Source organism: Dactylosporangium sp. NPDC051541 (assembly GCF_044454505.1).
Classification (GTDB): Bacteria; Actinomycetota; Actinomycetes; order Mycobacteriales; family Micromonosporaceae; genus Dactylosporangium.
The window spans coordinates 606,787-619,064 of the sequence record NZ_JBITDU010000003.1 but is presented as its reverse complement, the minus strand read 5'-3'; the positions used below and the strand labels follow the sequence as shown (position 1 = coordinate 619,064).

The 12,278-nt window shown below is 74.1% G+C and carries 11 protein-coding genes; 1 reads left to right on the top strand and 10 read right to left on the bottom strand.

Annotated elements, in window-relative coordinates; all coding sequences use genetic code 11:
- Nucleotides 1–25: 25 nt before the first annotated feature.
- Nucleotides 26–2,146, bottom strand: a complete 2,121-nt coding sequence (locus ACIA8L_RS16965; RefSeq protein ID WP_395905276.1) for a diguanylate cyclase domain-containing protein — start codon at nucleotides 2,144–2,146, stop codon at nucleotides 26–28.
- Nucleotides 2,147–2,216: 70 nt separating this feature from the next.
- On the opposite strand from ACIA8L_RS16965, the gene ACIA8L_RS16960 reads away from it, so the two are divergent.
- Nucleotides 2,217–2,720, top strand: a complete 504-nt coding sequence (locus ACIA8L_RS16960; protein WP_395905274.1) for a GNAT family N-acetyltransferase — start codon at nucleotides 2,217–2,219, stop codon at nucleotides 2,718–2,720.
- Here the strand turns inward: ACIA8L_RS16960 and ACIA8L_RS16955 are convergent.
- From ACIA8L_RS16955 to pucL, 9 genes are read right to left on the bottom strand one after another with little or no spacing between them, the layout of a single operon-like run.
- Nucleotides 2,705–3,202: a flavin reductase family protein gene (locus ACIA8L_RS16955; protein WP_395905272.1), complete on the bottom strand. Its 498-nt coding sequence runs from the start codon at nucleotides 3,200–3,202 to the stop codon at nucleotides 2,705–2,707. The genes ACIA8L_RS16960 and ACIA8L_RS16955 overlap by 16 nt on opposite strands.
- 41 nt (nucleotides 3,203–3,243) lie before the next feature.
- A complete protein-coding gene (gene alc / locus ACIA8L_RS16950; protein ID WP_395905270.1) occupies nucleotides 3,244–4,200 on the bottom strand; it encodes an allantoicase in 957 nt (318 codons plus the stop codon).
- Nucleotides 4,197–5,504, bottom strand: a complete 1,308-nt coding sequence (gene allB / locus ACIA8L_RS16945; RefSeq protein WP_395905268.1) for an allantoinase AllB — start codon at nucleotides 5,502–5,504, stop codon at nucleotides 4,197–4,199. The genes alc and allB overlap by 4 nt, the downstream gene beginning before the upstream one ends.
- Entirely contained in the window at nucleotides 5,501–6,646 is a 1,146-nt protein-coding gene (locus ACIA8L_RS16940) for a DUF6986 family protein (RefSeq protein WP_395905266.1), read from the bottom strand. Before ACIA8L_RS16940 ends, allB begins: the two co-directional genes overlap by 4 nt.
- A 5-nt stretch (nucleotides 6,647–6,651) precedes the next feature.
- Complete coding sequence (locus tag ACIA8L_RS16935; RefSeq protein WP_395905265.1) at nucleotides 6,652–8,799, bottom strand: molybdopterin cofactor-binding domain-containing protein; 2,148 nt, start codon at nucleotides 8,797–8,799, stop codon at nucleotides 6,652–6,654.
- Nucleotides 8,796–10,133, bottom strand: a complete 1,338-nt coding sequence (locus tag ACIA8L_RS16930; RefSeq protein WP_395905263.1) for an 8-oxoguanine deaminase — start codon at nucleotides 10,131–10,133, stop codon at nucleotides 8,796–8,798. Before ACIA8L_RS16930 ends, ACIA8L_RS16935 begins: the two co-directional genes overlap by 4 nt.
- Nucleotides 10,130–10,588, bottom strand: a complete 459-nt coding sequence (locus tag ACIA8L_RS16925; protein WP_395905261.1) for a (2Fe-2S)-binding protein — start codon at nucleotides 10,586–10,588, stop codon at nucleotides 10,130–10,132. The genes ACIA8L_RS16930 and ACIA8L_RS16925 overlap by 4 nt, the downstream gene beginning before the upstream one ends.
- On the bottom strand, nucleotides 10,573–11,430 hold the full coding sequence (locus ACIA8L_RS16920) for an FAD binding domain-containing protein (RefSeq protein ID WP_395905259.1): 858 nt from the start codon (nucleotides 11,428–11,430) through the stop codon (nucleotides 10,573–10,575). Before ACIA8L_RS16920 ends, ACIA8L_RS16925 begins: the two co-directional genes overlap by 16 nt.
- Nucleotides 11,418–12,275, bottom strand: coding sequence for a factor-independent urate hydroxylase (gene pucL, locus ACIA8L_RS16915; protein ID WP_395905257.1), 858 nt, complete (start codon nucleotides 12,273–12,275; stop codon nucleotides 11,418–11,420). The genes ACIA8L_RS16920 and pucL overlap by 13 nt, the downstream gene beginning before the upstream one ends.
- Nucleotides 12,276–12,278 lie beyond the last annotated feature (3 nt).

Here is a 12,278-nt window from a genome sequence, read left to right as displayed (position 1 = left end):
TGACCACTACCCACCGGCCGGCCCGTCAACCGAACGGCGAACCGGAGGCCTTGATCCGGTACATCGCCGCGTCGGCGTCGTGCAGCAGCTGCTCGGCGGTGGGGTGCCGGTCGCTGGTCGTCGCACCGATGCTCACGCCGATCCGGGCGCTCCCCGCGGCCAGGTTGAACGGCGCCCGGATCGACCGGGCCAGGCGCTCGGTGATCTCGGCGAGGGCGGCGCCGTCGGTCACGCCGGGCAGCAGGACCAGGAACTCGTCGCCGCCGAAGCGGGCCGGGACGTCGGTGGGGCGCAGGCAGCCACGGATCCGCCGGGCCACGTGCACGAGCAGCTCGTCGCCGGCGGCGTGCCCGAGGGTGTCGTTGACCCGTTTGAATCCGTCCAGGTCCAGGAACAGCACCGCGAACGGCGGCCCTCCGGCCGCGGCCCGCTCCACCGCCGCCTCCAGGGTGGCCAGGAAGGACGCCCGGTTCGGCAGCGCCGTGAGCAGGTCCGACAGCGCGCTGCGGCGCAGCCGCTCCTCCTGCTCGCGCAGGTCGATGGCGACGGTCAGCAGGGCGGCGCACTGGTTGGCCAGCTCCCGGCCGTCCTCGACGTCGCACTCGATGGTGTCGACGACGGCCAGCCAGCCGCGGTCGCTGCCGCTGATCTTCGCCGGGACCAGGACGACGGTCTGGCCCGGCCCGGCCGCCGCGATCAGCTCGGCCGGCGGGAACGCCTCGATCGTCGTCGGCCCGGCCGGGATGGCCGGGCCGGGCCCGCGCCGCCACCCCGGCCCGCGGGTCAGCGCACCGGCCGGGCCACGCCAGGCGATCGCGGCCGCGGTCGCCGGGGTGGCCGCGAGCCAGGACGGGTCCCGCGGGTCCGTGTCCCGGGCGTAGAGCAGGGCCGTATTGAGCGCGTACTGCATGCTGATGAGCGATCGCAGATGCCGCCGGTCGGCGAACTGCACGCCGTTGTTCACCCGGCCCAGGACGAGCATCAGCTCCTGCACGCGACCGCCGACCCGGCCCGCCGACGGCACGTCCAGATCGGTCAGCGTGGCCACGTACTCCTGGATCGCCCGGAGCAGGAACCGCAGTGTCTCCGTGGCGGGGCTGAGCGAGTACAGGTGCTGCAGGGCGGTTGCCGCGCGGCCGATCCCGCCGGCTTCGTCGCCGGTGATGGCCTCGACGGTCGCCGTGACCGCCCGCTGCGCGATGCCGTCCGACCCCGCCGGCCGCAGCCCTTCCGGCGGCAGCGCGGCCGCGAACCGCTCCGCCAGCCGCTCCCGCCCGGCCGGGGCCGCGGTGGCCGGCAGGGCGGTCGCGAAGTCGGTGCACCCGCACGACGTTCTCGGCACGAACACCGCCGGCAGCCGGTGCGGCCCGGCGGCGACGCGCTCCCCGCCGATCTCCCGCAGCAGCAGCTCGACCGCCCGGTCCCCCATCGCGGCGAGCGGCTGCGCGGCGCTGGCCAGCTCGGGCCGCATGAACGCGGCCACGTCGATGTTGTCGAACCCGGTCAGCGCGTAGTCCCGCGGGCACTCCAGCCCGGCCGCGGCCAGCACCCGCAGCGCCCCGATCGCGTTGCGGTCGGTGGCCGCCACCAGCGCGTCCGCGCCGAGCCGCCGGAAGTCGTCCGCGGTCCAGGTGATGCCGCTCTCCAGGTTGTCGGCCGCGGGCAGGAACAGCGGCTCGTGCCGGTACGCCCCCTTGTACGCCTCGAACCGCTCGCGCACGTCCGTCGCCTCGAGGTAGCCGGTGAACGCGATCCGCTGGTGCCCGTGCCCCACCAGGTGGGAAACGATCTCCCGGACTCCGGCGCCGTTGCCCGGCAGCACGGCCGGGCACCCGCCGTCGGCGAGTTCGTGCCCGACCAGCACGACCGGCTTCCCGGCGAGCATCAGTTCGCGGAGGTACTGCGGGGTCACCGCCTCGGCCAGCACGACGAACCCGGCCGCGTGCCGCCAGGCGACGGGCTCCACGAACGCCGGGTTGCCGCCGTTGATGCTCATGTCGGCGGCGGCGTCGAGGGCCTGCACCGCGATGGTCCGCCAGCCGCGCCGCTCGGCCGCGGCCGAGACGCCGGCGACGAGCCGCCCGTAGTAGGTCCCGCCGACGAACGGCGACAGCACGCCGATGACCCGGTCCACCGTGCCATCCATGCGCCACCTCCCCCCGGCGAGATCGGCCGTTGCGCGCCGAACCGGAGTATTCCAGGTACTTTTGCTCGCTGTGGGCATTCCCGTACGCCGCGCGACGCCGGCCGACACCGATGAGCTGGTCCGGCTGCGGATCGTGATGCTGTCGGCCATGGAGGGTGCCGCGGTGCCGCCGGGCGACTGGTCCCGCCGCGCCGCCGCCGAGCTGCGCCGCCGGCTGCCGGTGCCCGACCCGGAAGCGACCCTGGCCGCGTTCGTGGTGGACCGCCCGGCTCCGCCCGGCCTGGCGGCGTGCGCGGTGGGCACGATCGACGCGCACCTCGGCTCACCCGGCAACCCGGACGGCGCCGTCGGGTACATCTTCAATGTGGCGACGGATGAGCAGTACCGCCGCCAAGGCTTCTCGACCGCGTGCCTGGAGGCGCTCCTGGACTGGTTCACGGCCCGCGCGGTGCCGGCCGTGCGGCTCTTCGCCACCCCGGGCGGCCAGCCGATCTACGAGCGGCTCGGCTTCACCCGCGAGACCAACACGGCGATGCGCCTGCGCCTGGCGGCCCGGGTTCACAGGGCGGTGTAGGCGCCGTCGTGGTAGACGAGCGGGGCGGCGTCGGCGTCGTCGTGGTGCTCGGCGTGCACGGGCGAGGCGATGACGATCATGTGGTCGCCGGCCTCGACCAGGTTGACGATCCGGCAGATCAGCACGGCGAGGGAGTCGTCGAGCAGCGGCACGCCGGCGGGGCCGCGGTGCCAGGCGCCGATCCGCTCGTATTCGGCGAACCGGTCGATCCCCGGCGTGGCGAACACCCGGGCCACCGGCTCCTGGTCGGCCGTGAGCACGTGCACGGCCACGGCCGTCGCCGCGCTGACGGAGGGCCAGACGGAGGCGGCCTTGGCCAGGCAGAACGAGACGAGCGGCGGGTCCAGCGACACCGAGGTGAACGACGTCGCCGTGAACCCGGCGGGGCCGTCCCCGCCCGCGGTGGTGACCACCACGACGGCCGCCGCGTGCCGCCGCAGGACGCGCCGGAAGAGCCCGTCGTCGATCGCGGCAAGGGTCACCCGACAACCCTACCCACGGGTACGGTTCCGTACCCCGGCCGTCAGCCTGTGGCGGTGGTCTCGCCCCAGATGCGCAGGCGGGCCATACCGCCGTCGGGATAGATGTCCAGCCGCACATGACTGGCGGCGACGCCGGAGTCGAGGCGGAAGTAGTGGCGGGTGTCCGGCTGCAGCGGTGTGCGCGGCAGCAGGTCGGACCAGGAGGACGACGGGTCGGCGGTCGCGCGCAGGGCGGCCGCGCCGGGGGCGTTGCCCTTGAAGTGGGTGGTGTCCAGCTCCACCAGCCGCACCCGGCCCTCCGCGGCCAGGCGGACCAAAACCCATTCGTTGCCGGGTTCGCGGCGGCGGGCCGTCTCCCAGCCCTCGCTCATCTGCCGCGCCCGGTCCGGGAGCAGGAGGTTGCCCGGTGAGCCGTAGAACATGTCGCTGCAGCCGGCGACCACGGCGCCGAGCTCCATCGCGGCCAGGTTCACGGTCAGGCCGTGCAGCAGCGCCGGGTCGGGGACGGCCACGCCGTGCACCCGCAGCCGGGCGACACCGCCGTCGGGGTGGATGTTGAGGCGGACGTGGGTGTGGCGCGGGCCGGGTGCGATCGGGAAGTGGTTGCGGTTGTCGCCCTTGAGCGGGGACTTCGCGACGATCTCCGTCCAGTTCGCCGCGGCCAGGTCGGACGGCGACGGGTGGCCGGGGAGCTCGGCCGCGTCCACGGACGCGAACGGCGGGAAGTTGCCGGTGAAGTGGGCCGTGTCCACCACCACCCCGTGAATCTGACCCGGTGCGCCCAGCCGGACGATCGCCCAGTCGTGGCCCGGCTCCCGCCGGCGGCGCGTCTCCCAGCCGTCGTACACCTTGCCCTTCGGGCCGTAGGTCCACGTCTCGAACTCCGACGGCTCCGGATTGACCAGGTTGTCCATGGCCGCGAAGAACTCGTCGTTGGCGGCGACCACACCGCCGCCCAGCCGCCGCGACGCCAGGTCGGTCAGGTCGGTGAACGTCATCGGGCACCCTCCCGCAGCAGGAAACGACCCTTCGCAGTGTCCCCGATCGGCTCGCCGCGCAGCCACGTCGTGTGGACCACACCGGTCAGCTCGCGGGTGGCGTACGGCGTGACCGGGTGCCGGTGGTGCAGCGCCGCCGGGTCGACCACGAACGATCCGACCGGGTCGAACGCGACCAGGTCGGCGTCGGCACCGACGGCGATCCGGCCCTTGCGGCGCAGGCCGACCAGGTCGGCCGGGCCGAGCGCCATCCAGCGGACCACGTCGGCCAGGGTGAAGCCGCGCTCGCGGGCCGCCGTCCACACCGCCGGCAGCCCGAGCTGCAGGGAGGCGATGCCGCCCCAGGCCGCGGCGAAGTCGCCGGTGTCGCGGCGCTTCAGCTCCGGGGTCGACGGGGAGTGGTCGGAGACGACGATCGCGATGGTCCCGTCGGCCAGACCGCCCCACAAACGGTCCTGGTTGCCCAAGTCCCGGATCGGCGGGCAGCATTTGTACTCCGTCGCCCCGTCCGGCACCCCGAGCGCGTCGAGGGTCAGGTAGTGCGGGCAGGTCTCCGCGGTCGCCTTGACGCCCTGCGCCCGGGCCGCCCGCAACGACAGCAGCGCATCCGCGGCCGACAGGTGCAGAATGTGCACCCGGCTCGCCGTCTCCCGGGCGACGTCGAGTGCGGTGTCCACCGCCGAGACCTCGGCCGCGGCCGGCCGGGAGGCGAGGAAGTCGGCATACGCGCGGGACGGGCGGGCGTCGTGCAGCCGCGCCGGGTCCTCCGCGTGCACGATGAACAGCGCGTCGACGGCCCGGCAGGCCGCGTGCAGACCGGCCCGGTCCAGCGGCGGGAACTCGGGCACGCCGGAGTCGACCAGGAAGCTCTTGAAGCCGAAGACGCCGGCCTCGTGCAGCGGCGGCAGATCCTCGACGTTGCCCGGGACGGCACCGCCCCAGAAGCCGACGTCCACGTAGCACTTGCCGTGCGCGGCGGCCTGCTTCTCCCGCAGCGCCGCGACCGTCGTGGTCGGCGGCAGCGAGTTGAGCGGCATGTCGACGATCGTGGTCACACCACCGGCGGCGGCCGCGCGGGTGGCGGTGCTGAACCCCTCCCACTCGGTCCGGCCGGGCTCGTTCACGTGCACGTGCGTGTCGACGAGGCCGGGCAGCAGCGCCAGGGGGCCGAGATCGGTGACCGGACCGTCCACCGTGGACTCGTAGGGGCCGACCGCGGCGATCTGCCCGTCGTGGACGGTCACGGTCGCGGCGCGGGGGCCGTCCGGCAGGTAGACCTGGCGGGAGCGCAGCGAGAAGGTCACAGAGCCTCCAGCACGTCGACGGGGTGGCGCACGTCGCCGGGGCGCAGCGCACCGCAGTGCAGGCCCCGCAGCAGGAACCGGGCCATCGCCCGCGCCGTGGCCGGCTCGTCGAGGTGCCCGCGGACCCGGCGGCCCAGGTAGTGGCCCAGGCGGCGGACGGCCTCGTCGACGCCGTCGCGGTAGAACTCGAACGTGGCCCCCCAGCGCGTGACCAGGTGCCCCGGGTGCAGGTCCCAGCCCTGGTAGATGCCGCGCTCGAGGCTGCGGCGGACCAGGCGGGCGTGCAGGGCCCAGGCCCGGTGGACCTCCTCACTGGTGCCGGCCGGGATGACGTTCGTGGACCCGTCGGCGATGTCGACGCCGGTGCCGGCCACGGCGACCTGCATGACCGACTTGGCGTGGTCGGCCACCGGGTGCTCGAGGCTCTGGTACGACGGGGCGACGCCGAGCGCGGTGCTGTAGTCGTAGGTGCCGTAGTGCAGGCCGGTCAGGCGGCCCTGCGCCGCGACGATCATCTCGGGCAGCGGGCTGCGCCCGTCGGGGCCGAGGATCGCCTGCGGGGTCTCGACCTGCAGCTCGAACTGCAGCGTGCCGTCGGCCAGGCCGTGCGCGTGCTCCAACTGGTGGCACAGCAGGACCGCGGCCTCGGCCGAGGCCACCGACGTGGCTTTCGGGAACGTGATGACGAAACCGGGCGGTGGGGGGCCGAGCGCGGTCAGGAACAGATCGACCGTGCGGGCTGCTCGCAGTACCAGAGCGGGCTCGAGGCTCTTGCAACGCAGGCCGAAGAACGGTGGCGGGTCCGTGCGCAGCGCGGTGCCGGCGGCGGTGGCGTGGGCGTCCTCCTCCGCGTCGGGGCGGCGGCCGTAGCCGTCCTCGAAATCGACCCGCAGATCCTCGATCGGCGTGGTGACCAGCTTCGCCAGGACCATCTCCACAATGTCGTCCGGGAACGGCGGGCGGCCGTGGTCGCGGACCAGGGCCCGGGCCTCGTTCGCCCACTCCCCCACGGTCGCGGCCGTGAACGCCGAGGCCGGGACGTACACCGTGTGGCTCGGCTGCCGGGCGACGGGCACGGTGACCGGGCCCGCGTGCTCGACCCGGGCCCGCAGCTCGGCCAGGTCGCGATCGGTGAGGGCCATCGTCGTCAGGTCCCGGTCAGGTGCTCGGGGCGGACCGGGACGCGCCGCAGGGCCAGGCCGGTGGCGGCGCGGATCGCGGCGACGATCGCCGGGGTGGAGGAGATGGTCGGGGGTTCGCCGATGCCGCGCAGGCCGTACGGCGCTTCCGGGTCGCCGAGCTCCAGGACGTCGATCCGCATCGGCGGGACGTCGAGGATCGTCGGTATCAGGTAGTCCGTGAACGACGGGTTGCGGATCCGGCCGTCGACGAGCTGGATCTCCTCCATGACGGCGAGCCCCAGCCCCTGGGCGGTGCCGCCGGCGATCTGGCCGCGGACCGACTGCGGGTGCAGGGCCTTGCCGACGTCCTGCGCGGTGGCGATCTCGACGACCCGGACCAGGCCGAGCTCGACGTCGACGTCGACGGTGGCCCGGTGCGCGGCGAACGCGTACTGTACGTGCGCGTTGCCCTGGCCCGTGTGCGGGTCGAGCGGGAACGTCGGCTTGTGCCGCCACTCGACGGTCTCGTCGATCGGCTCGCCCAGGGCACCGCCGCGGCGCTCCAGCTCCCGGCGCACGGCTTCGCACGCGGCTTTCACCGCGCCGCCGGTGACGTAGGTCTGCCGCGACGCCGACGACGAACCGGCGCTGCCGATCGTCGTGTCCGCGGTGGCGACCGTCACCCGCTCCACGCCGAGCTCGGTCCGCACGATCTGGGCGAGGACGGTGACCAGGCCCTGCCCGACCTCGGCGGCCGCGGTGTGCACGACCGCGGCCGGCTCCCCGCCGACCAGTTCGAGGCGCACCCGCGCCGTCGAGTAGTCGTCGAAGCCCTCGGAGAACCCGACGTTCTTGATCCCGATCGCGTAGCCGACGCCCCGGCGCACGCCTTCGCCGTGGGTGGTGTTCGCGACGCCGCCGGGCAGTTCCCGCGGGTCGTCCGCGGTCGCATCGGGCACTGGCGTGTCGCGGACCCGCCGCAGCAGCTCGGCGATCGGGGCGGGGCCGGTGACGACCTGCCCGGTGGGCATGGTGTCGCCCGGTTCGAGGGCGTTGCGGGACCGGACCTCCACCGGGTCGAGGCCGAGCGCCTCCGCGAGCTTGTCCATCTGCGACTCGTAGGCGAAGCAGGCCTGGACCGCGCCGAAGCCGCGCATTGCGCCGCACGGCGGGTTGTTGGTGTAGACCGCGTATCCGTCGACGGTGACGCTCGGCACCCGGTATGGGCCGATGCCGAGCGTGGTGGCGTTGGCGACGACCGCGCTCGACGTGGAGGCGTAGGCGCCGCCGTCGAGCAGGATCCTGGCCTTGACGTAGAGCAGGCGGCCGTCCTCGCCGGCGCCGTGCTCGTAGCGCAGCTTCGCCGGGTGGCGGTGGACGTGGCCGAAGAACGACTCCTCGCGCGAGTACACCATCTTGACCGGCCGGCCGGTGTGCAGCGCCAGCATGCAGGCGTGGACCTGCATCGACACGTCCTCCCGGCCGCCGAACGCGCCGCCGACGCCGGCCAGGGTGAGCCGCACCTTGTCGTGCGGCAGGCCGAGGCAGTCGGCCACCTGCCACAGGTCGCCGTGCAGCCACTGGGTCGCGATGAACAGGTCGACGCCGCCGTCCTCGGCCGGGATGGCGAGGCCGGACTCCGGGCCGAGGAAGGCCTGGTCCTGCATGCCGACCTCGTACTCGCCGGTGACCACGACCGGTGCGGTGACGTCCTGCGGCCCTTTGCGGATCGGCACGTGGCGCAGGACCTCGCCCTCCTCGCTGTCGACGACCGGGGTCAGCACCTCGTATTCGACGGCGATCCGGGCGGCGGCGCGGCGGGCGGTCTCGGGGTGGTCGGCGGCGACGATGGCGACCGGCTCGCCGGCGTAGCGGACCTCGCCCATGGCCAGGACGGGCTGGTCGCGGTGCTCCAGTCCGTAGTGCTTGGCGCCGGGCACGTCCTCGGCGGTGAGCACCGCGTGGACGCCCGGCAGCTTGAGGGCCTCGGTCAGGTCGATGCCGATGATCCGGGCCCGCGGGTGGGGGCTGCGCAGGGTGGCGCCCCACAGCATGCGGTCGGCCCACAGGTCGGACGAGAACGCGAACTCGCCCGTCACCTTGAGGGTGCCGTCGGGGCGGATCGGTGAGGTGCCGATGCCACCGATCGTTGCTTTCGTGACGGCGCTGGTCATCGCAGCTCCTTCGCCGCCCGGGCCAGGGCTTTCGCGATGGCCTGCTCGTCCACCGTGGACAACATGCCGTCCTGGACCACCGCGCGGCCGCCGACCAGGAGCAGGGCCAGCGGTGCGGGCGGGCCGAGGACGAGGGCGGCGACCGGGTCGGCGATGCCGGCGTGGCCGAGGCCGTCGAGGCGCCAGAGGGCGATGTCGGCGAGCTTGCCGGCCTCCAGCGAGCCGAGCTCGTCGGCCCGGCCCAGGCAGCGGGCGCCGCCGATCGTGCCGAGCGCCAGGGACTCGCGGGCGGTGAGGGCGGCCGGGCCGCCGCGGAGCCGGGCCACGTACAGCGCCTGCCGCAGTTCGGCCCCGAGCTGCCCGGCCTCCTGCGAGGCGGCCCCGTCGACGCCGAGGCCGACCGGGGCGCCGGCGTCGAGCAGGTCCCGGACCGGGGCGAGGCCGGCGCCGAGGCGGCCGTTGGAGCTCGGGCAGTGCGCGACACCGGTGCCGGTCGCGCCGAGCCGGGCGATCGCGGACTCGTCGAGGTGGACGGTGTGCGCGAGCCAGACGTCGTCGCCGAGCCAGCCGAGGCTTTCCGCGTATTGCACGGGCGTGCAGCCGTGCACCTCCTGGCAGTAGGACTCCTCCTCGACCGTCTCCGCGAGATGCGTGTGCAGCCGCACGCCCTCGGCCCGGGCCAGCTCGGCCGCCTCCCGCATGAGCCGCGGCGTGACCGAGAACGGGCTGCACGGCGCGACCGCGATGCGCACCATCGCCCCCGGGTCCGGGTCGTGGAAGCGGTCGATCGCCTCCTTGGTCGCGGCGAGCGCGGCGTCGGTGTCCTCGACCACCGAGTCCGGCGGCAGCCCGCCGTCCTTCTCGGACAGGTCCATGGAGCCGCGGGCCGGATGGAACCGCAGCCCCACCTCCGCGGCGGCCTGGATCTCGGCCGCGAGCAGGTCGCCGCGGCCGCGCGGGAACACGTAGTGATGGTCGGTGCTGGTGGTGCAGCCGGAGAGCGCGAGCTGGGCCAGTCCGGCACCGGCGGCGGCGTGCACGATCCCGGCGTCGATGCGGGCCCAGACCGGGTACAGCTCCTTGAGCCAGCCGAAGAGGATCGCCTGCTGGGCGTAGCCGCGGGTGGCCCACTGGTAGAGGTGGTGGTGGGTATTGACCAGGCCGGGGGTGGCGAGGCAGCCGCGGCCGTCGACCCTCGTGACGCTCGCGTCGCCGCGGTAGGGGCCGGGGCCGACTTCCACGATCCGGTCGCCGGCCACCACGAGGTGCCCGTCGGCGTGCTCGGTGCCGGCGGCGTCGACGGTGGCGATCGCGCACCCCTCGATGACGATCATCGGGCCGCCACCTGCTTGACGGCGGCGATGATGTGCTCGTAGCCCGTGCACCGGCACAGGTTGCCGGCGAGGGCCTCGCGGATGTCCGGGTCGCTGGGGTCGGGGTTGCGCTCGAGGAGGTCGTGGACGGCCACGATGAGGCCGGGGGTGCAGAATCCGCACTGCACGGCGCCGGCTTCGAGGAACGCCTGCTGGATCGGGTGCAGCGCGCCGGCGCCGGCGATCCCCTCGACGGTCCGGACCGTGCGGCCCTCGGCCTGGCCGGCCGCGACCAGGCACGCACACACCGCGGTGTCGTCCAGGTAGACCGTGCAGGAGCCGCACTCGCCCTGCTCGCAGGCGTTCTTCGCGCCCGGCAGCCCGAGCCGCTCGCGCAGCACGTAGAGGAGGCTCTCGCCCTCCCACACATCGTCGGCGGCGACCGTCTCGCCGTTCACGGTCACGTTGACCCGCATCGGTACTCCTCCCACGCCCACCGCAACGTCCTGGCCCCCAGCACGCTCAGGGCGTGCCGCCGGTATGCCGCACTCCCCCGCACGTCGTCGATCGGCCGGGCCGCCGCGGCCACCAGTTCGCCGAACCGCACGGCCGTCGGCTCCGGAAGTGAATCTTTGGTGTCCCACGGGAACTCGCCGGCCAGCGCCTCCGCGTCCGGCGCCCGCAACGGTGTCGGACCGGCCGAGCCGATTCCGGTGCCGACCGTGCGCCGCTGCGGGTCGAGCGCGAGGGCGAACGAGCACACCGCGATGACCATCGCGTTGCGGGTGCCGACCTTCGCGAACTGCTGCGCCCCGGCCGCCGGCGGGATCCGGAACCCGGCGATCAGCTCGTCCGCCGCGAGGACGCTGCGCTTCGGACCGGCGAAGAACTCGTGGGCGCGGACCCGCCGTGAGCCCCGCACGGAGGCCAGTTCCACCTCGGCGCCGCAGGCCAGCAGCGGTGGGTGGGCATCGCCGGCCGGGGAGGCGGAGCCCAGGTTGCCGCCGACCGTGCCACGGTTGCGGATCTGGGGCGAACCGACCGTGCGGGAGGCCATGGCGAGGGCCGGAAGGCGCCGGCCGAGCTCGTCGATGATCCGGCGGTAGGTGACCCCGGCCCCGACGCGCAGCACACCGCCGTCCGGGGACCAGTCGGCCAGTTCGGCCACCCGGGTCAGGTCGAGCAGGGCGGCCGGGCGCCGGCGGTCGAAGTTCAGCTCCACCATCACGTCCGTGCCGCCGGCGATCGGCACCGCATCGGGGTGGGCCGCCTTGGCCGCGAGGGCCTCGTCCCAGGTGGACGGCCTCAGAAAGTCCACGTGACCTCCTGCGGGATCGTGACACCGTCGCGCCGTACGACACCCTCGATCAGGCCGTAGGGGCGGTCGGCGGCGAAGTAGACCTCGTTGGGGTTGTCCAGGCCGAACGGCTCCAGGTCGACGAGGAAATGGTGCCGGTTGGGCAGGGACAGCTTCACCTCGACGACGTCCGGGCAGCGCTCCAGGACCCGCGATCCCATGGCGAACAGCGTCTGTTGCAGCGCGTGGCTGTAGGTGTCGGCGAACGCCTCGATCAGCGCGGCCCGGGCCGGCTCCGGGTCGGTGAAGCCGCTCGCCGTCCGCCAGGTGGCGTCGACGGAGGTGGCGAGGACGCGGTCCCGGGTCTCCGGCAGGGTGGTGTAGCGGTCCTTGAGGTACCCGTGGAACTCGGAGTCGGTGGTTTTCAGCAGCACGAGCCCGCTGACGCCGGAGACGACCTGCGTCCCGTGGTGTCCATGGTGGACGGTCACGGTGCGGACCTCGCCGCCGGCCCGCTGGAAGGAGTGCCGGCCGTCGATTTCGATCCAGGGGTACCGCTGGATCGTGACCCTGGCCTCATGAATCGACGGCTGCGCGGCGACGAAGTGCTCGGCCAGGCGGATCGCGAACGCCTCACTACCGGCGATGCCGAACTCGCGCGCGAAGGCGTAGACCGTGTTCTTCTGCGTGTCGGTGGGCAGCACGGCGGCGTTGTCGCCGGTGAGGTGGCTGGCCGCGAGGTCGCCGCGAAGCGCGATGCTGACGTTGAGGTCGGTCAGCCGGTCGCCGCCGGCGCCGCGCTCGACGTGGACCAGGCGGGTCTCGGCCTTGCCGTACTGGTTGGGACCCAGCTCGAAGGTCGGCATGCG

What these genes read in the sequence shown, in the direction of transcription:
- ACIA8L_RS16965 (WP_395905276.1), bottom strand. Translation starts at nt 2,146, where the DNA reads ATGGATGGCACGGTGGACCGGGTCATCGGCGTGCTGTCGCCGTTCGTC.
- alc (WP_395905270.1), bottom strand. Translation starts at nt 4,200, where the DNA reads ATGACGTTCACCGACCTGACCGACCTGGCGTCGCGGCGGCTGGGCGGC.
- ACIA8L_RS16940 (WP_395905266.1), bottom strand. Translation starts at nt 6,646, where the DNA reads ATGGCCCTCACCGATCGCGACCTGGCCGAGCTGCGGGCCCGGGTCGAG.
- ACIA8L_RS16935 (WP_395905265.1), bottom strand. Translation starts at nt 8,799, where the DNA reads ATGACCAGCGCCGTCACGAAAGCAACGATCGGTGGCATCGGCACCTCA.
- ACIA8L_RS16930 (WP_395905263.1), bottom strand. Translation starts at nt 10,133, where the DNA reads ATGATCGTCATCGAGGGGTGCGCGATCGCCACCGTCGACGCCGCCGGC.
- ACIA8L_RS16925 (WP_395905261.1), bottom strand. Translation starts at nt 10,588, where the DNA reads ATGCGGGTCAACGTGACCGTGAACGGCGAGACGGTCGCCGCCGACGAT.
- pucL (WP_395905257.1), bottom strand. Translation starts at nt 12,275, where the DNA reads ATGCCGACCTTCGAGCTGGGTCCCAACCAGTACGGCAAGGCCGAGACC.